Annotated in this window: 16 protein-coding genes; 3 read left to right on the plus strand and 13 right to left on the minus strand. The window is 40.2% G+C overall.

Translation table 11 applies throughout. From position 1 onward, the window contains the following. Position 1 precedes the first annotated feature (1 nt). The 8 genes from hflK to H4J54_RS17230 all read right to left on the minus strand — a co-directional run bounded on the left by hflK (position 2) and on the right by H4J54_RS17230 (position 9286). Positions 2–1147 carry an FtsH protease activity modulator HflK gene (hflK, locus tag H4J54_RS17195; RefSeq protein WP_182192217.1) on the minus strand — a complete coding sequence of 382 codons (1146 nt, stop codon included), beginning with the start codon at positions 1145–1147 and terminating at the stop codon, positions 2–4. A 65-nt stretch (positions 1148–1212) separates the two neighbouring features. Continuing rightward, positions 1213–2499 (minus strand): ribosome rescue GTPase HflX, encoded by a 1287-nt coding sequence (gene hflX, locus H4J54_RS17200; RefSeq protein WP_182192218.1) that lies wholly within the window; start codon positions 2497–2499, stop codon positions 1213–1215. Positions 2500–2532: 33 nt separating this feature from the next. Then, entirely contained in the window at positions 2533–2781 is a 249-nt protein-coding gene (hfq, locus tag H4J54_RS17205; RefSeq protein WP_182137317.1) for an RNA chaperone Hfq, read from the minus strand. 116 nt (positions 2782–2897) lie between these two features. Then, positions 2898–3854, minus strand: coding sequence for a tRNA (adenosine(37)-N6)-dimethylallyltransferase MiaA (miaA, locus tag H4J54_RS17210; protein WP_182192219.1), 957 nt, complete (start codon positions 3852–3854; stop codon positions 2898–2900). Continuing rightward, positions 3851–5833 carry a DNA mismatch repair endonuclease MutL gene (mutL, locus tag H4J54_RS17215; protein WP_182192220.1) on the minus strand — a complete coding sequence of 661 codons (1983 nt, stop codon included), beginning with the start codon at positions 5831–5833 and terminating at the stop codon, positions 3851–3853. The genes miaA and mutL overlap by 4 nt, the downstream gene beginning before the upstream one ends. A 7-nt stretch (positions 5834–5840) precedes the next feature. Continuing rightward, positions 5841–7160 (minus strand): N-acetylmuramoyl-L-alanine amidase, encoded by a 1320-nt coding sequence (locus tag H4J54_RS17220; protein ID WP_182192221.1) that lies wholly within the window; start codon positions 7158–7160, stop codon positions 5841–5843. A 97-nt stretch (positions 7161–7257) separates the two neighbouring features. Then, positions 7258–7743, minus strand: coding sequence for a tRNA (adenosine(37)-N6)-threonylcarbamoyltransferase complex ATPase subunit type 1 TsaE (gene tsaE / locus H4J54_RS17225; RefSeq protein WP_220464235.1), 486 nt, complete (start codon positions 7741–7743; stop codon positions 7258–7260). Between the two features lie 16 nt (positions 7744–7759). Continuing rightward, a complete protein-coding gene (locus H4J54_RS17230; RefSeq protein WP_182192223.1) occupies positions 7760–9286 on the minus strand; it encodes an NAD(P)H-hydrate dehydratase in 1527 nt (508 codons plus the stop codon). 38 nt (positions 9287–9324) lie between these two features. Here H4J54_RS17230 and queG point away from each other — a divergent pair, with 38 nt between their 5' ends. Next, the gene (gene queG / locus H4J54_RS17235) at positions 9325–10470 is read left to right on the plus strand and encodes a tRNA epoxyqueuosine(34) reductase QueG (protein ID WP_182192224.1); all 1146 of its coding nucleotides are present in this window, start codon (positions 9325–9327) and stop codon (positions 10468–10470) included. A 170-nt stretch (positions 10471–10640) separates the two neighbouring features. Here the strand turns inward: queG and H4J54_RS17240 are convergent, their stop codons facing one another. From H4J54_RS17240 to orn, 5 genes are all read right to left on the minus strand, one after another. Further along, positions 10641–12281, minus strand: coding sequence for a response regulator (locus tag H4J54_RS17240; RefSeq protein WP_182192225.1), 1641 nt, complete (start codon positions 12279–12281; stop codon positions 10641–10643). Positions 12282–12312: 31 nt separating this feature from the next. Further along, positions 12313–12519 carry a DUF1289 domain-containing protein gene (locus H4J54_RS17245; RefSeq protein ID WP_182192226.1) on the minus strand — a complete coding sequence of 69 codons (207 nt, stop codon included), beginning with the start codon at positions 12517–12519 and terminating at the stop codon, positions 12313–12315. Beyond that, complete coding sequence (locus H4J54_RS17250; RefSeq protein ID WP_182192227.1) at positions 12516–16136, minus strand: hypothetical protein; 3621 nt, start codon at positions 16134–16136, stop codon at positions 12516–12518. Before H4J54_RS17250 ends, H4J54_RS17245 begins: the two co-directional genes overlap by 4 nt. A 372-nt stretch (positions 16137–16508) precedes the next feature. Then, the gene (locus H4J54_RS17255) at positions 16509–16997 is read right to left on the minus strand and encodes a DUF4442 domain-containing protein (RefSeq protein WP_220464236.1); all 489 of its coding nucleotides are present in this window, start codon (positions 16995–16997) and stop codon (positions 16509–16511) included. Positions 16998–17376: 379 nt separating this feature from the next. Beyond that, the gene (gene orn, locus H4J54_RS17260; protein WP_182192228.1) at positions 17377–17922 is read right to left on the minus strand and encodes an oligoribonuclease; all 546 of its coding nucleotides are present in this window, start codon (positions 17920–17922) and stop codon (positions 17377–17379) included. A gap of 212 nt (positions 17923–18134) precedes the next feature. On the opposite strand from orn, the gene rsgA reads away from it, so the two are divergent. Together rsgA and asd are read left to right on the plus strand one after the other, a co-directional pair. Then, the gene (rsgA, locus tag H4J54_RS17265; RefSeq protein ID WP_182192229.1) at positions 18135–19172 is read left to right on the plus strand and encodes a small ribosomal subunit biogenesis GTPase RsgA; all 1038 of its coding nucleotides are present in this window, start codon (positions 18135–18137) and stop codon (positions 19170–19172) included. 69 nt (positions 19173–19241) lie between these two features. Then, positions 19242–20084 carry an archaetidylserine decarboxylase gene (gene asd, locus H4J54_RS17270; RefSeq protein WP_182192503.1) on the plus strand — a complete coding sequence of 281 codons (843 nt, stop codon included), beginning with the start codon at positions 19242–19244 and terminating at the stop codon, positions 20082–20084. Positions 20085–20427: the final 343 nt, after the last annotated feature.

Genomic DNA, 20427 nt, shown 5'->3' on the forward strand with positions numbered 1-20427 from the left:
CTTAGTCTCTCCCATTATTGAAACGATCATTACGACCGGATAATGCTGGTGCAGTATTAGTACTATTTGACGACTGGTTTATCGCCGGTGCTGATTGTTGCGTAGCACGTTGACTACTAGACTGCTGTTGCATAATTTTATCTAGTGGTAGATAAATCATGTTATTGCCGCCGTCAACATCAACCATGACTTTACTGGTGTTGCTATAGAATTTTTCCATCGACGTTAAATACATACGCTGACGGGTAACTTCAGGTGCTGCTTGATATTCAGGTAATAACTTGTTGAAACGAGCAACGTCACCTTCTGCATCAAGTAGTATCTGCGCTTTATAAGCTAATGCTTCTTGCTCTAAACGCTTAACACGACCACGAGCACGAGGTTCTATGCCTCTTGCATACGCTTCCGCTTCACGTAAGAAACGCACTTCATCTTCTTGTGCAGCAATGGCGTCATCAAAAGCGTCTTTGACTTCTTCAGGAGGACGAGCGTCCTTGAAGTTAACATCGACAACAATCAAACCTAAATTATAAGGTTTAATAATGTCTTCTAACTCTTTCCATACTGCTTGGCGCACCGCTTCACGGCCACTGGTCAAAATGTCATCCATTTTTGAGTGGCCAACCACATAGCGCAAAGCACTATCAAGCGATTCACTTAAGCTTTCGTCCGCATTAGTAACACTGAAAATATAATTACGTGCATTAACCACACGATATTGAATTTGCATTTCAACACGAACAACATTCTCATCTTTTGTTAGCATAAAGCCTGAAGAAGGAAGGTTACGTGTGGTTTGCATATCAACTGGAATAATACGTTCAGCGAACGTCCACTTCCAACGTAAACCAGGTTCTACCGTGCCAGCATACTGACCGAAGCGTAAAACGATACCTTTTTCAGCTTCTTTAATGGTAAAAAAGCCAGCGAAGGCATAGCCCAAAATCGCCACAATAAGCACTACCATGATGCCAATACTAGAAAAGTTTTTCCCAGCGCCGCCTCCTGATTTGTTGCCACCAAAAATACCGCCAAATTTATTGCCAATATCCTTTAATAAATCATCTAAGTCAGGTGGGCCTTGATTTTTGCCACCTTTGTTTTTCCAGGGGTCTTTCTCATTATTCCCCGGTTCATTCCAAGCCATGCTATTCTCCGCTATAAAAATTAATGCGCTAACTGCTATATTAACTACGCTAATATATCAGTCTGTTAAGTGTGAATAAAGTGCTCTATTTCTGCTTCGTCTTGTTTTAGTAACTGATTCCATTCTCTCACCGGTAATTTTATATCTAATAAACAATTACCTTGCTCGTCATAATGCTCATCAGTAATGCAATTTAACTGGTAAAGTTGACCGCGAAGTTTACCGGCACTAGGCGGTAAACAGAGTAGGTGTTTGATGATTTTTTTACCTAGTCGTTCTGACAGTGCTTGAAATAAAAGCTCAATGCCAATGCCTTTCTGGGCTGACAGCCAAACACGAATCGGTAGCCCTTGATCATCACGATCAATTCTGGGTTCAACATCATCTAACTGGTCTATTTTATTACAAATCAATAGTTGTGGAACATCACCCGCTTCTATTTCTTTTAAAACTTCTTCTACTTGTTCAATATTTTCGCTACGTCGTTCATCAGCAATGTCAATAATGTGCAGCAACAACTCTGCTTCTCTTGTTTCAGTCAACGTCGCTTTAAATGCGGCCACTAAATCATGGGGTAAATGACGTATAAATCCTACGGTATCGGCCAGAATAACACGACCGACTTCATCCACTTCAATTTTACGTAAAGTTGGGTCTAAAGTGGCAAACAATTGATCGGCGGCGTACACACCTGCCTGCGTTATTTGGTTAAATAATGTTGATTTGCCGGCATTGGTATAACCCACTAAAGAAAGTGTTGGGATTTCAGCTCTAGTTCTCGCCCGACGCCCCTGTTGCCTTTGCTTTTCAACTTTCCCCAAGCGTTTACGAATATTGACCATGCGATCACGTAATAAGCGCCTATCTGTTTCCAACTGAGTTTCGCCTGGCCCACGTAAACCAATACCACCTTTTTGGCGCTCTAAGTGAGTCCAACCGCGTATTAATCGTGTACTCATATGGCGTAACTGTGCTAATTCTACTTGTAATTTACCTTCGTGAGTTCGAGCTCGTTGGGCAAAAATATCTAAAATTAGCGTCGTACGATCAACCACACGACATTGACACAAGGCTTCAATGTTTTTTTCTTGAGACGGCGATAAACTATGATTAAACAAGACAATATTCGCATCGAACATACGCACAGCATCAGCTACTTCTTGCACTTTCCCTGTACCAACAAAATATTTCGGGTGCGGAGTAGCGCGTTTACCTGTGATGGTATTTAACGCAGTTATACCAGCAGAACTTACAAGCATTTCAAACTCTTGTAAGTCTTCACGGGTATTATCATCGGGAAAATCTAAATGAACAAGTATAGCCCGCTCACCTGCCTGATATCTATCAAACAAATGAGCGACTCAATACAATACTAGTTTTTTGCATTAATCTTCTATGTCCTGATTCATTTGTGGGACTGGCATACTAGTTACCGCTCTAGCGGGTACTACCGTTGAGATAGCGTGCTTATATACCATTTGACTAACGGTGTTTTTAAGTAAAATTACAAACTGATCGAATGACTCTACTTGCCCTTGTAGTTTAATGCCATTAACCAAGTAAATTGCTACAGGAATACGATCACGACGTAACGCATTCAAAAATGGGTCTTGTAAAGATTGCCCCTTTGCCATTATTAGTTACCTTTTTTATTTTTAGTGAAAGTTAAGTATTCTGTTGAATACTTTATTAAAATTATTCAATAAAACTAGCTGGTTAATACACAGCCGTTTTAATTATACATTAATGTTTAAAGTTTGCTTACTGCCGATAAAATAACTTTTAAATTATTTTCATCTTCCATATCTAACCAATGTAAGTTTTGCCAATTTCGTAACCAAGTTAATTGTCTTTTTGCTAACTGACGTGTTGCACAGACACCTCTAAACACCATCTCATCGTGATCATAGTCGCCCGCTAAATATTGCCACATTTGTCGGTAGCCAACACAACGAATAGCCGGCAGGTCAAGGTCCAAATCAGCTCTTTCTTTCAAGCCAGTAACTTCTTGTTCAAAGCCTTGTGCTATCATTTGCGTAAAGCGTAACTCTATTCGTGCATGCAAGTCACTACGCTCTTTCGGTGCTATCGCAAATTGTAAAATATTTCCGTTGACTTTATCACCTTTTATTTCGGTCAATTGTGTCAAAGTGTTACCTGTTTTTCGATAAACTTCTATCGCTCTTGCAAGTCGTTGCGGATCATTAGGATGAATGCGCTCTGCTGAAACAGGGTCAAAACTCTGCAACTCTTCGTGCATAGCCAACCAACCTTTTTCATCCGCTTCTAACGCTATTATATCTCTAATATTTTGATCAGCTTGAGGCAATGGCGAAATACCATCAATCAAGCTTTTAAAGTACATCATAGTACCGCCGACCAATAGAGGAATACGACCATTTTCTCGACTTTTTGCAATGGCCTTAAGCGCATCTTGACAAAAATCAGCGGCAGAATAACTTTCGCTGGGATCTTTAATATCGATCAATTGATGTGGATAAGCAGCTAATTCATCCGCTGTTGGTTTCGCCGTACCAATGTCCATACCTTTAAACACTAACGCTGAATCAACACTAATAATGTCACAGGGTAGTGCATCATATAATGCCATTGCTAGAGCAGTTTTACCTGAGGCTGTAGGCCCCATTAAACAAATAACGGGTGGCTGTTTATCGTCAATATGCTCTTGGTTTGCCAGCTTAGTCATTTCGGTAATATTTTATCTAACTCATTTACAGAAGATGTGAGGTCTATGGCGACCGAATTCAAGCGTAGTTGCTGCTCAAATTGACAATTAAAATCACTTTCCGCATTTCGCCAAACTTGTAATGCCTGTGCTTGCGTACATTCTTCGCTTAGCATAAGGCTAGCTAATGCCATTTGCCAATCAATTTCTGCGTAGACACCCTCTTGATTTTCAACGTCTAACTGTTTAATTAGCTTATCAAAACTATTAGCTATATCTTTATTTCTTAGCAAAGCAGGAAATTGTCGAATTTGTAATGTGCTGGTCTGTAACTGACGAATTTCCATACCCATATGCTGAAATTGTTTTTCATTTATTTGCACAAATTTTGCTACTTTTTCACTGACCTTAATTTTTATTGGCAGTAATAATGGCTGGCTCACCAATTTTTCATGCCAACGTTGCTGGATGACTTGCAGGCGTAACAAGTGTTCGAGCTTGTTCACTGATAATAAACGTAACGCCTGGCGTTGTTGAATAACAAGGTAATGTGGTGCCTGCCAGAATAAAATTTTTGTTGCATCTGTCATTTCGTCTTGAGTTGATGATGCGGTATTTACCAATATTGGCATGGCGACTGTTGATGCTAAATCAGTCGTTATTGGGGGTAGTTCAGGCTCAGTTACCTGTGAATTAAGCGCTAGCGGTGTCATTAAATCACTGTAAGCTTTGCTCGCTTGAGGATTTATTTTTGTCGAATAATGTCGCATATTAGCTTGAGAAAAATTACTGCTAACTCGCGAGTCTTTGTTATCACCGGTATATTCAGCCTTTTGGCTTGCAACCTGATCTCTAGCTAAAGTATTACTGTGCAGATCACTATCAGTACTTGCCCGTAAAGGGGTAATAAAGCTAGGCGCCTGAATCTCAGCTTGCTGATGGCTTTGAACCCCGTTATCAGGCGTTAGAATTTCGCCGGTGCTATTATCAACCTTGAGCGCTAACTCATGGGTTAAGGCGCGATTACAGACCGAATAAATAAAATCATGCACATAACGCCCTTGATGAAAACGTACTTCATGTTTGGACGGATGCACATTAACGTCAACTTCACAAAAATCGAGTTGTAGAAACAAGACGAATGCAGGGTAGCTGTCACTGGGCAATAAATCGGCATAAGCTTGACGAATGGCATGATTAATTAACTTATCGCGCATCATACGATTATTAACATAACTGTAGGTAAGATCATTTTGGTTACGATAATAACTTGGTTGGGCAATCCAACCCTGTAAATGTAGGCCATCATGTTCGCAATTAATTTCTATCGCATGATCAATAAATTTTTGTCCACAAACTTGTGCAACCCTTTTACTGCGCTGTATCGATGAATTAGCGACGCGAAATTGTTTAACCACTTTATGGTTATGGGTAAGAACAAAAGTAATAGCAAAATTTGCCAAAGCAATGCGTTTAATCACTTCTTCAATATGAGCAAACTCTGTTTTTTCTGTGCGTAAAAATTTTCGTCTTGCTGGCGTGTTAAAAAATAAGTCGCTCACATCAATTGTCGTACCATTTGGGTGAGCAGCAGGCTTGATTGACACCGCCATATCACGCCCTTCCGCATTAGCTTGCCACGCTGACTCTTGTGCTTCAGGCTTAGAGGTTAAAGTTAACCGTGCGACAGAACTAATACTGGCTAATGCCTCACCACGAAAGCCCAAACTACTAATGGCTTCAAGATCATCAAGGTCTTTAATTTTACTGGTGGCATGTCGGCTCAGCGCTAACGCTAACTCTGCTTTGGCAATACCCTTGCCGTTGTCGATAATGCGAATGCGCTTGGCGCCGCCTTTTTCAATGTCTATTTTAATACTTGTGGCGCCAGCATCGATACTATTTTCTACCAGTTCTTTAACAACCGAGGCTGGACGTTCAACCACTTCACCAGCGGCAATTTGGTTGGCGAGGCGAGCGGGTAATATGGCAATGGTCATGCGAAGGTTAATCTGCCTGTGGTATTTTAAGTGTTTGGCCAATTCTAACTACATTAGATTTGAGATTATTGGCAGATTTTAATTTTCTAACGGAAACTTTATAACGCTGAGCAACCACAGAAAGCGATTCACCGCGGCTAACCTTGTGTTCACGAAACCGTGTCGCAGCGATTAAGGTGCCATCAGGTGGATTACGAGAGAAATAGTCATCTACAGCAATATATATTGCCTTAGCCAACTTATATTGATGATTGGCATTATTTAAACGTCTTTCTTCATGTGGATTAGAAATAAAACCGGTTTCAATTAATACTGACGGAATATCGGAAGATTTTAATACGGCTAAGCTTAAACGCTCTGGCTTATGCTTATGTAGCCTTGTGACTTTCTTAAGCTGCTTAACCACATGTTCAGCAAAATCATAACTACTTGCCATAGTATATTCTTTCTTCATATCACCCAGTGCTATCGCTAAGTTGTTATCCTTAGTTTTTCTAATAGTTTCACCTGCACCACCTAGTAGTTCGGAATTTTTTTCCCGGTTTTGAATCCAGTGGCTAAATTCTGAATCAGCACGACGCGTAGCTTGTACTAACACTGAAGCGCCGTTGGGCTGTGATGAAGTAAAGGCGTCAGCGTGAATAGAAATAAGCAGATCAGCCTTAGATTTTCTGGCTAATTCAGTTTTACGATCATGGTTAACATAATAGTCACCACTGCGGATCATCACCGCTTTTAGACCTTGCTTTTTGTTAATTAAATTAGCGAGTTTTTGGGCTATCTTTAAGGTTATGCGTTTTTCATAAGTTCCTGCAGAACCTATTGAACCTGGGTCTTCACCGCCATGACCGGCAACAATAGCAATAACGATATCGCGTTTACCTTTGCTATTGTCGTGTTGTGCAACGATCTGACTTTGTTTATCGTAGAGATCAATAACTAGCCGGTCACCATATTGCCCCGCAGGCGCCAGCGGAAATACAGAGATACGAAAGTTATCCGCTAACTCAAGTACTAAGCGGGTCGTTCCTTGCTGTTTTGAGCGACTGGTGCGAATTTTTTTCACTCGACGATCAGCTTTTATCACCGACATTAAATCGACATAGTTTGTACTATTTTTAAAATCAATCACTAAGCGGTGAGGGGATTGTAATGAAAAGTATTTAAAATCAGGTTGTTGACTAAGATCAAAAACAATACGGGTATTTTCAGGCGCAGGCCAGACCCGCACACTGTCAATTCTATTGCTCGCGTTAGCAATACTTGCTACGCCTAGACAGAGCATAAGTATGACTATAATTTTTTTTGACAAACTTGCTAAACGCATTGAATTACTTACCTTTTACGGGCCGTTCAAGAGCCTTTTTTAGCGGTTACTTTTCTTATGACACGGCGCTGAAACTGCCTGTGCTCAATAAAGCGCACTACTGCGCTAAAATTGACAGTAAGCGTTTACCTAAAACTGTTTTAGCCAAGAGTGAAACTTGACGCTGCTCATCATGATAAGCTAAGTCTATAATCATATCTGGGTCTGGTAACATACCCTGACCTTTTTCAGGCCACTCTATAAAGCTACAACACTGGCTATTAAAGTAATCTCGAATGCCCATATACTCTAATTCTTCAGGGTCAGCTAGCCGGTATAAGTCAAAATGATACACTTGCCAGTCTGCTAAGTCATACGGTTCAACTAAGGTATACGTTGGGCTTTTAACATTACCGACATGTCCCATTCCTTGCACAAAACCTCGTGTTAAGGTGGTTTTACCGGCACCGAGATCACCATTTAAGTAAACAATAATCCCTTGTTTCAACTCTGTTTTTACAATATCAGCTAATTGTTTACCCAAAGCGATTGTTGCCAATTCATCGGCCAATATAAAGTTTTTTTTTGTCACAAAATCATTCATCGTATTGTTATTACTTCTAAAGTATCTTATCTGCAGCGTAATTACCATTAATTAGCCGCTGAATTTCGGGGTATAGATCACTCGCAAGTAACCCTATTTGACCGTGCTTTTGGGCAATAATATCAGCTGCTCGACCGTGAATATAGACACCTAAGCGGGCAGCGGCAAATAAATCCTCACTTTGTAAGATGAGTGCGCCAATAATACCACTGAGCACATCACCCATTCCACCACTGGCCATGCCTGAATTACCCGTACTATTAACCCAAACAAAATCGCCATTAGATACCAGTGTACCGGCACCTTTTAACACACATACGCCGCCATATTGTTGCGCTATTTTTTTTACCGCTAAAAATCGGTCAGCTTCAACCTCAGCAATCGAGCATGATAGCAAAGCAGCCGCTTCACCGGAATGAGGTGTTAATACCCATTGAGCATTTTTTAATGAACTTTTGCCAAGTAACCTTAGGGCATCAGCATCAACTACTTTTGGCTCAGGCCGCTTAATCACCAAATTAAATAACGCTTTTGACCAAAGTTCTTGCCCTAAGCCAGGACCAAGTATGATGACTTTTATTTTTTTTAATAGCACTGAACGGTTTAAGCTTTCGGCTGAATTTGCCACTACCATCAGCTCTGCTTGTCTAATCAGTAAAGTGTTACGTGACTTTTCGTGACAACAAACACCGACTAGTGCAGCACCCGTTCGCAAAGCCGCCTCTGCAGCCAAACAAATAGCGCCGGTAAAAGCGTGAAATCCGCCAACCGCTAGCAACATGCCAATATTACCTTTATGGCTGCAAGGGGCTCTGGGTAGAATAGCCGGTAATTTTTGCTCACTTTGGCGAAAACATGCTGCTGTGGTTAACGCCGCTAACGCCCGATTTACGCCAAGCGTTTCAAGCTCTAGATTACCGACATAGTTTGCGGCTTGCCCAGTCAATAAACCTTGCTTATAGGCTATTAATGTCACCGTTAAATCGGCCTTGACCGCAACACTTGATACCACCCCTAAGTCAGCATTAAGCCCTGACGGCACGTCAACCGACACCCGTGGGCATGGCTGGTTATTTATCTGAGTAATCAAGTCGACAAGGGCTGGAGATAATACCCCGCTAAAACCAATACCAAATAAGCAGTCAACAATAACCCCCCCTTGAAACCCAGCTATAACGGTTTCCATTGCCTCACTTTGCGGGCAAAAATCAATTTTTACTGGCAGTACGGCAAGTAAGGTTAGCGCTTGTTGTGCATCGCCCGTAATAGATTCACGCCCAACATTAACCAGCACAGTTACAGCTAGACCGGCTTGATGGGCTAATCTGGCAACAATATAACCATCGCCACCATTGTTACCTTTACCGCAAACAATGAGGAGCTTAGTCGCCGCGGGAAAATGCTGCTGTATTTGACTTAACACCGCACGGCCTGCTCGTTCCATCAGTTGAAATAAATTGATACCGACTGCTTGTGCTGCGTCAGCCTCATAGCGTTGTAGTTGATTAACCTTATAAGCATGATGTGTTAAACTATTTGACACTTTTAATACCACCTTTATCGTTTGAAAATTCGGCTGCCATGACTACACCTGCTCTTAACTATCAAGATTTAACAGAAAAAATCAAGCTTTGGGGCCAAGAACTTGGCTTTTCACAAGTGGGTATTAGCGATGTCGACTTATCTGAACACGAAGCCGCTTTAACGTATTGGCTAGAAAATAACTATCACGGCACTATGGATTATATGGCCCGCCATGGCTTAATGCGTGCCAGAGCAAAGGAATTGGTTGCCGGTACCCTGAATGTTATCAGCGTACGCATGGATTATTTGCCTACCGATGCGAAATTTGCCCGCATTTTAAAAAACCGCGATCATGCTTATATCAGCCGATATGCCTTAGGTCGCGATTATCACAAATTAATGCGCAAACGCCTAAAACAATTAGGTGAGATCATTAAAACCCATTGTAGTAATTTTAATTATCGCCCTTTTGTTGATTCTGCGCCAATACTTGAAAGACCTCTGGCCGAAAAAGCAGGTTTAGGTTGGGTGGGTAAACATTCATTACTGATTAACAAGCAAGCCGGTTCTTGGTTTTTTATCGGCGAGCTCTTGGTTGATATACCGTTAATTAGTGATACTAAGGCAGAAAATCACTGTGGTAGTTGTGTATCCTGTATCAAAATTTGCCCAACTCAAGCCATAGTTGAACCTTATGTAGTCGATGCAAGGCGCTGTATATCCTATCTGACGATAGAATTACGTGACGCCATACCCGTAGAGTTTAGGCCTTTAATTGGCAATAGAGTGTATGGTTGCGATGACTGCCAATTAATTTGCCCGTGGAACAAGTTTGCCAAGCTTGGCAGTGAAGATGATTTTAAACCTCGACAAAACTTAGACAATATCACGTTATTAACTTTGTTTTCGTGGGACGAAGCAACATTTTTAAGTAAAACTGAAGGCTCGCCTATTCGTCGTATTGGCTTTCAGTGTTGGCAGCGCAATATCGCCGTTGCCCTGGGAAATGCCGACTTCTCCACAGCTAATATTGAGGCGTTAACAGAAAAAATAGCAAACTCAGCCCCTATGGTTGCTGAACATATTGAGTGGGCAATAACACAACAAAAACTTAAACAACAAGCTTTAACTAAAGATCAAAATTTACGTTTAACCGCACGATTAATTCGTTCGGTTGAAAAAGGTATGCCTCGCGATGCTTAGCACCTAATAAATTAAATAATACCCGTGTCATTAATTAGCCGGTCTGCTTTATTTATTAAAATAACGGACAAAACCATGGCAGTTATTTTAATAACGCAGTAGTGAATTTTTTTACCCAGGTGAAATGATCAGGAAATTAATGAGATTGGTAACAATCATGGCGTTTGCCACTAGTTTAATTTTTGCCATTTCAGCGTTAATTCGTTCAGCGTTGCCTGGCGTTTGCCTTCAAAATTTAGCGTTGAAAGCACAGCGAGAATACCCTCTACTGAGACCTGATGCTCAGCTGTGCCCTGATCTTCTTGCTTAATTTTTATCAATATTTTTAATTGGCTAAACAGTAACTTGACATTATCTGGACTCAGTTGTAATGCTTGTTGAATGGCCTTTAACGCCGGTAGTAATCGATGCTTCTGAAAGTGCTCAACCGCCATGCGGTTAAGTTCTTTGGCAGTAAAATGTATCTCTTCACGCTGTTGGCTTTCTTGCGCTATGTAATGCCTAACCACTTGGCTATTCAACGAGTTACCGGCAATTTGATTATTGATGGCTTCAAGCAATTTTATGGCCTCTTCACGCATACCTAACTCATGCAATACTTTCACCCGATCTAAATTATCCTCTACTACTGTGCTGGGTATCAGCGACATATGATTTTCAACTAATTTTATCGCTTTAGCTTGTTCATTACGGACATTGTGTAACCTAGCTTTAACCACTAATAATTGTTCTTTAAAAAGGCTCAAATCTTGGCAGTCATACTCAAATTGTCTGATATAACGATCAGTTTGCCGCAATATTTCATTGGCACTGTCATCTGGAGTTGCACAAGCAAGATCAATACCCGCTCTGATCACATTCAATAAAAGTGCGGGGGAGTCATGAATTGAGTTTTTCGCTTGTTGTGCTATGTTGCGTGTCGCGACATACTGCCCTTTATAATCATGAGTTAAGCGGGCTAAATCCCACGACTTTCTATTACGTTCAATATTTCTCGGGGCCAGTGCCATGGCTTTTTTAATTTCTTCATAGGCCTGCGGGTATTCTTCTTGTTCAATGAAATACTGCGCCATCATATCGTGAGCACCAAAACGTGTGTCTGGCTTATCAATCAAGCTGTTTACCATATCGCTAATTTCACCCAAGCGACCTTGCTTTAACAAGGCTTTGGCATAGCCTAAATATACCCAGGAGTATTTATAGGTTTTAAATAATCGGCGATAAAAAGCTTCTGCTGTTTCAAACTCGAGCAAGGAAAGATATGACTCACCTTTAATGCGGTTAATATTAGGATGATAATGGGCTAACTTTTCATTTTGCAGGTGTCGATCGGCAAAATAAAGTGCTTTGGCGTAGGCTTTTTTGTCTATCGCATTGTTGATATTAAAAAGCACTTGCTTGACCTTTAATATAGCGATGAAACGGGTTCTCACTTTTTTTATCGCTAACGGTTTTGTCCAAAAGTCATCGGGTTGCAACTCGATGATAGAGTTTACCAAGGCTTCATTGGTTTCTGTACTGAGGAATATTAATACCGTAGTTTTAGTCACATGGCCTTTAAATTTCAATTCTTCTAATAAGTGAAAACCGTCTTTGTCGCTTTGAATATTAAAGGCGCAAATAACAATATGAAAATGCATTTCATCGCACAATCTAAGACCATAATAGGCATTTTGCACACAACGCACTTCCTTTATACCAAGCGCGAATAGGCTTGCTTTTAAAACACTGTGTACTAGCAGGTTATCGTCGATAACTAAAACATTAAGTTGATCAAGTTGTGCTAAGGTATTTTTTTCAACATCTTGCATGATTTACCTTACTGGCTATTGTCTTAGCCTGCTACTTTCCATGTTGTTGTTGACGTTGTCGACACTGGTTAAGTATCGCTTTTTTTGCCGCTACATCAAGCTGGCGCCATGTCATAATTTCATCAATATTGCGAAAGCAGCCTAAACAAACATCGTCCTCGTTGAGGCAACAATGACTGACACAAGGGCTAGCAACATCTTTAACTTTGTCTTTTGACTGGTAGTACTCAACACTCATATCGCTTCTGCAAATTCAGTTAACTGTAATAGACATAGTTTGAGGTGATTTAGCTGACGTTGCAATGCCTCTTTTTCTGCTACTGAAAAAGCGCCATTTAACGCTTTTGGGCTGAGCAACTGACTTAACTGTCGACATTGCGCCAATAAAGGTCTGGCGGCAATAACATTAGCTAAGGAAGTTAACGACTGTAAAAGTGCTAAAGCGAGGCGGTAGTCTTGCGCCGCTAGTGCAGAGCTTAACGCTTGGATATTGGTGCTAATGTCTGCTAAATATTCATCTAACATAAAAGCGGCTAACTCAGCAGAGCCTTGATTTTCTGCGTATTGGGTTAAATCCAAAGTCTCTGCTGTTGGTTTATTTATTGGCTCAAAACCAAAAGAGAAGTCTAACGACTGCTCAATATCAGCCATATTCAATACTTGCTCACCAATCACATCGCTCTTATCAGGTACGATATTTGGCATGACACTGTGCTTATTATCTTGCTTACCTAGCGGTGAGGCTAATATGGCTTGATTTTCACTCGTACCTGCAGCTGACTTTAACCAAGGAGATAATTGCTGAATTAATTGTTGAATATCTAATATCGGGGCTAAATAGCCACTATGCCAAGACTTGGGTAAGTTCAGTTTATCGAAAAAATCGTTTGATTTATCTTTATTATTGCTCAAAGCAAACAGGCCACGAACAGGAGTTAATGAGTTATTAACTCTGCTATTAAAACTGGAAAACTCACAAATAGCCACTAAATAACGCCCTGACTGCCATAAGTGTTCGAGCTGTTCTTGTTGAGAAACCACAGTCACCTGTAAACCAAGCCAATGCAACATTCTCAGCAAAACTTGATGTTTACTGACCGAGATCACACCCAGTAAAACTTCAACTTGGTTAGGTATAAAACGATAAGGTGAGAAAATCTCTGGCTCAACTAATAAGTTAACCTGGTTGTTATTACTTAACAACGCGATAATATTGGCGATTAACTCACTGGAAAACCAAGGAAAATTACTAGCTGAAAACAATCCTGTTCTTTGTAATGTAGGGCAATTAAGTGGCTGAATAACTAATATTTTAGGTTGTATTTTAGCTGGCAAACTTGCCAAGTGTTGGGTGATCAAATCATAATCTGAACAGTAGACTTCAGGCGATAAAATAATCACATCCAAGCGATATTTCATTAGGTGTTTTATACTCATTTGGCGGCGAAATAGCGACAAATCTTGCATTGTTTCCACTATAGCTTTGCTGTGGCCGAGTTTATGACAAATTCTTTCACAACTAACTTTGTCAGTGGCAATAACTAAAAGTGCACACTTAGTTAAGTTTACTTGCTGGTTTTCGCTAGCTTTATACAGCTCTTCGTCAATGGTTAACGAAAATTCAAAAGAAAATTTTCCAGCCGACTCTAACAGTTGACTAGCTTTATTACTGACATTAAAAATCAACTGCAAATCTTGTAAATAATGCTCAGTAGTATGATCAAAGTCAGCCGTTATTTCATCATCGAACACTAGCTCGTTAATCACCTGAGATAGCATTTGTGCATCAGATGGCTTGTTAAGCAAAAAGCTTATCTGTACGGTTTGTTGGCCGCTATTTACGTCAATAACTTGCAAAGCGATATCAAGCTCAGCACCCCGCTGCTCCGTTAGTATCTTATGACATATTGTCGCTATCATGGCCTGAAACAATTCACTTTCAAGTGTCACCGAAGAAGCTAAATTCTCTGCCATGTGCAAATAAATGCAATTGTTACTTTGCACTGCAGCCAAACTAACATTAGCTAATACTGTATGCATTTCATTAGCCAGTGTTACCTTAGATAAGGTCAAGACAAAATCATTTAAACGTAATTGGGCACAGGTTTTTTGTTGTTCACCCCAGCGCGCTAATTGTCGTAACTGCTGGTAGACAAGTTGTTCGTCACCCTGAGTGATCGACACTAACTGCCTTTGTAGCATTACGCTATTCACTAGGCCTAAAACTTTGTCGCTACTGGTAATAATACCTAGCTTATCCGCTTGATTTTGATGATTAAGTTTTCGTTTTAACTGTGCATTGTTATCTTTAAGCACTTGATATTTTTCCGCATTAGATAAACTGCCACTCCACAGGCCACCGACGTATTCAAGCGTTAAAGCCAGGGCTTTTTCTTGATTGCTCATTAGCGAAATTTTTTCAACACCCTGATGTTTTTTGGCTTGTCGCGCAATAGACAAAATAGCCCGAACATCTACCCGACTAAAGCACTGACGCCAATGTTGATTGTTAACGTTAACACCAAGTAAGGCTGACAATTGCTCTTGCTGTTTTTCTGACTGCATAGGCATTTGCCAAAGAACAACCCCGCTATGACGAGACATAAATACTATTTGCCTTTGGTATTCTTGCTGCTGTTGTTTAAAGTCGGCTTCACGATGTAAAGGTTGAGACAGTTGCTTAATAGCATTAAGCATTGCTGTGACTTCAAGCCCAGGTATTTTTTCTGCCACATGACCTGTCGTCACAAACTCCTCAACGACAGCAGTACTTTGTACACCAAAATCTTTGATTTTTCTGCGTAAAACAAAAAGTAAACTGATAAAAGTCAGGCTAAGTAAAACAAAAAAAACGGCAATAAGCCAAGTATAATGCTTAGGCTGCACGTCAATATTAGCCTTTACCAACCATGCGAAGAACTGTTGTTTGATAAGAGATGGTTTAAGGGGTTGCACGACAAGTGTGTCATCAAGTAAGGGTATTAACTCAGCTTTTTGTTTGGTTAATTCAGCCTGCAAGTCAACTGCCCTGCGTAATTGACCATGCCATTTTGCAAAAGTGTTTTGCTCACTAAATAGCAAGGTATTAAGCACTGATATTTGTTCAACTAAGCCTTTTTTAGTTGAATTTTCATTCATCACATGACTGGAATTTTCCAGCCAACGAATTATATCGCGTTGAATATCTTGTTGAATATAATTAAATTCGACTAAATCATACTGTAAATCAAGTTGGTTAAACATCACTAAAGTATCCATGATACCTTGATGCAACTCGCGATTAATATTTAAGCTATTCACTAAGTTACTTAATGCCTTCGCCCGTATGCTAATTACCCGCTGGGTTAAGTTGTCTTGGCTGATTTGACGATATAAGTCATTTTGCTGACTTGTTTGCTCAGCGATGAAATTAGATAAACTATCAGTCACTCGGGTCAATTGAACAATGACACTGTCTTTAAGTTGAAGGTTTCGTCGAGCACTTTCAGTTAAGCGTGTGACATTTTCTGCCTGCATTTTTAAACGCTGAGTTAACTGCTCTAATAACCGCTTATTATTTTGACTTAACGCCGAAATATTTTTCAAGTTTTCATTCAGCGTTTGATAACTTTCATCAAATTTTAACGCCGACCTACTATCGAGCAGGTCATTGAGTAAGCGATTATTTTTAATTAATAACAATTGTCGTTGATGGTGTTGTTCAAGTGCAGGCAATTGTTGATATTTAACTAGCGCTAAATCTTGTTCCACTTGAAAGTACAACGAAAACCCAACCAAAAAAAGTAAGACAAAGCTCAAGGCCAATAAAAAAAATTGGCGGCTAAGCTGACGATATAGCGGCAGTGTTGAATCCATACTCGGATAATATCCTAATAAATCAAATGCATAATATGTATATATATAACCCATTTACGCCATGCTGTATGGTGCAACAACTTAGCATAAATTAGTTAAGCCATTAATAGTGTATGGCTTTAAAATTAATTAGCAAAGATTTATCATGCCAACAGAGCATTTTATCTTAACCTATATATACCCGATCCACTTCAAGCTGCAGTTTCAGCGTTAAGCTAGGAAATAAGATCAAGTTGGGATAAGTCAGCTATAACGAGCGAAGATCAAATAAGCTTCAAAGTGTAACAACAGCGCGCTGAAATAGATCAGCGATTACATTAGTATTGCCTTGACCCACATGCATTTTTTAATGTTTGTGATGATTAGCCTTTATTACTTTTTGATTTTTTTACTGATCCATGCCCATGTCATTATGCATTCAATTGGCTGTTCGCCTGATTCATCAGTGATGGTAACCGCAATGTCCATATTGCCCTTTTCTTGGGTCAATAACGCAATTTGCTGATTTGAAATGCTTGCAATAGCGGTTAAATCTCCCTGCATTCTGCGCTGATAGTGAATCGTCATCGACTTTAATAAAGGCAGACAGCTATCGGGTAAGTTCAAACCAAAAACGATACCTGTCGCCGATTCAGCTAATAACGCCGCGGCAATAGCGTGCACACCACCAATATGATTTTGTACTCTTTTGCGATTGACCATGGACAACTTAACTTGCTGCTGCTCTATATCGACCAGAGTGACCTTTGACGTGCTGGCGTATTTAACCTGAGAGCAAAATAATTTTGTTAATAAAAATGAATGACTGATTTTTGGTAATTTTTTAATTTTTTTAACGATCCGACTAAAGCGATTAACCATAAATATCCTAGATAAATGTTTTACAAAATGCGTTAATGATTGTCAAGTAAACTGGTCAGACCTTCAAGGTTTTTATCTTATTACGCTTTAAAATTTAAATAATAATTCCTTAAAACCAACGGCTAACCGACATATAAGTTATTAACCTAATATAGAAAAAATCACCAAGATGACTAATACTGCGCAGCGATGGATGGCTAACAACAACGCGAAGGTGTTTGAATAACTGTAATCGATAAGCGACATGTAGGAGCGCAATTTCTGAGCGAGATTAAGCTCGACAAGTACCTCGAAGACCAGAATATATCAGTGAGGCCTGAGCATAAAAAAGACGCTAATGCGTCTAATTATATGCTTTACTCAGTTTTAAATGCCGCTACTACAGCTTAAAAAAATGTTCCTGATAAACTTTCAATTCAGCAATTGATTCACGAATATCATCCATGGCTAAATGTGCTCCCGTTTTAACCACTTTGCCTAATACCTCTGGCTTCCAACGACGCGCCAACTCTTTTACTGTGCTAACATCAAGATTACGATAGTGAAAGTAATCTTCAAACTCCGGCATGTATTTATTAATAAAGCGTCTATCTTGCCCAATGCTATTACCACACATAGGCGATTTACCTTGTGTAACATGTGGCTTAAAAAATGCCAAGGTTTCAGCACTTGCTTGCGCTAAACTCGTGCTACTTTCTCGACACCTTTGAGTTAAACCTGATTGACCATGATGCTCGATACACCAAGGATTCATATTATTTAATATTTCATCACTTTGATGAATAGCAAACACTGGGCCTTGGGCTAAAATATTAAGTTGGCTATCGGTAATGATTGTCGCAATTTCTAAAATAACGTCAGTACTCGGTTCAAGGCCGGTCATCTCTAAATCTAACCAAATTAAATTGCTATCGTTAGCGTTCATTGTCATTCCTACGTTATTTACTGTTGATCAAAGTATATATATTAGCAGATAAACTACAGAGAGTGTGCCTGTAAAGGCACGATTACACATGCATTTAAGCGCTACTTGAGTATATAATACGGCAGAAGGTATAACACGATTAAATTTATTTATCGGTTGCCAACAGAGATTAAAAATACAAATTCTGAGTTAACATAAAAAGAGAATAACTTGTGGCTAAAGCCAAAAAATTAACCAAAGGTCAAACGCGACAGATCAAAGCGAACCAAAGTAAGAAATTACGTAAATCTACTGAAAAAGTACAATGGCAAGATGATGAACTCGCTGCAGTTGAAACCGGTACTATCATTAGTCGTTTTGGCCAACATGCTGATGTAGAGAGCAGCGATGGCGAAGTGTTTCGTTGTAATATGCGCCGCAGTATTGCTTCCTTGGTTTGTGGTGACAAAGTGCTTTGGCGTAAAGGCAAAGAAACGCAACACAGTATTTCAGGCGTAATTGAAGCCGTTCATGAGCGTGAGTCGGTACTGAGTCGCCCTGACGTTTACGACGGTGTTAAACCTATTGCGGCCAATATTAGCCAAATACTGATTGTTTCATCTGTGTTACCCGCTTTTAATGCCGACATTATTGATCGTTACTTAGTCGCGGCTGAACAAACCGGTATTACCCCGGTTATTTTATTGAATAAAATTGATTTATTCGATGATAGCAATCGTGATGAAATTGAAAATCAACTGAATATTTACCGTAAAATTGGTTACCAAGTGACTTACATGAGTAACGAAACCGGTGAAGGTATTGCCGAGTTAAAGTGTCAACTTAGCCAACATACCAGTGTATTTGTTGGTCAGTCTGGCGTCGGTAAGTCAACGCTAACTAATACCTTGATGCCTGAATTAGGTGTCGTCACTAAAATTGTCTCAGAAAATTCAGGGCTGGGTCAGCACACTACAACGGTTGCTCGATTATATCATTTTGAACAAGGTGGCGATCTGATTGACTCACCTGGCATACGAGAATTTGGCTTGTGGCATTTATCACCCATACAAGTCAGTAATGGTTTTATCGAATTTGACCCCTACATAGGGACCTGCAAATTTCGTGACTGTAAACACCAAACCGATCCCGGCTGTGCGTTAATTGCGGCGAAAGAAGAAGGCAAGATCTTCCCAGAGCGCTTAGCCAGTTTTCAAAAAATATTAGCCAGTTTAGGTGATAATACCCTGACCTCACGCTTTAATGATTAAGACAGTTAACCCGATAATAAGGAAAAAATAGTGCTAGTTAATAAATTGAAAATCGCCCTACAACACCTGATGCCAAAACATGGAATTTCGCGACTGGTAGGTAAATTTGCCGCGGCAGAGGCTGGCTGGCTTACCACCAAAGCCATCAGTTATTTTATCAAAGCTTATGACATTAATATGGCAGAAGCTAAGTTAAAAAACGCCACTGATTTTACCACCTTCAATGACTTTTTCACCCGTGAATTAGAAGCAGGCGCACGCACTATAATCGCAGACCCAGACACTATTTGTTATCCTGTTGATGGCGCCATTAGTCAACAAGGGCCGATTGTACAAGGGCAACTTATTCAAGCAAAAGGTTTTAACTACAGTTTGGAAACCTTACTGGGTGGCGATCAAGCAACTGCAGCACCTTTTCAAGATGGTGAGTTTTCATGTATTTATCTTGCGCCGAAAGATTACCACCGTATCCACATGCCTATTACCGGCACCTTACGAGAAATGATTTATGTGCCCGGTGATTTGTTTTCAGTAAACCCATTAACCGCCAATAACGTACCCAACTTATTTGCCCGTAATGAACGTGTAGTCACAGTGTTTGATACCGCACATGGCCCGATGGCGATGGTGCTTGTCGGCGCAACCATAGTCGCTAGTATTGAAACAATTTGGGCTGGCACGATAACACCTCCTGCGGGTAAAGATGTATTTCGCTGGCAATATCCAACAAAGGGCGCGGGGGCAATAACTCTAGAGAAAGGCGCTGAAATGGGTCGATTTAAACTCGGTTCCACTGTTGTCACCACCTTTGCGCCGAATATGGTGAAATTTAACCCGCAAGCGGGGCCAGAAACAGTGACTCGCCTTGGTGAACATTATGCTGATTTAGTGAAATTGGCTGCTAGTGCATAAATTTTACCCCATCGCTTTAAAGCTCACCGATAGGCATTGCACAAAATGTAAATAATTGCCCATCAAGGGCTAGTGGTGAGTTTATTGAGAGCTCACTGCTAGCTTTTTAGCAAGCGGCAGACCTGTGATGGTATATTGACAAACTTTAGACAGCGATCACACCATACTGTAAGGGCAATAATTAATACTATCTACTCATCAAGATTTTCAGTACTTATGATTTGAATCTAATGACAATTAAATAGAGCAATTCAACTATTGCTATTGCTCATTTATTCGTCGCAAGCTAGGATAGCAATAATAAAATACGAGTATGTTCGTATAGCAATACCAAACTGACTAC

Source organism: Colwellia sp. MB3u-8 (assembly GCF_014076985.1).
Classification (GTDB): Bacteria; Pseudomonadota; Gammaproteobacteria; order Enterobacterales; family Alteromonadaceae; genus Cognaticolwellia.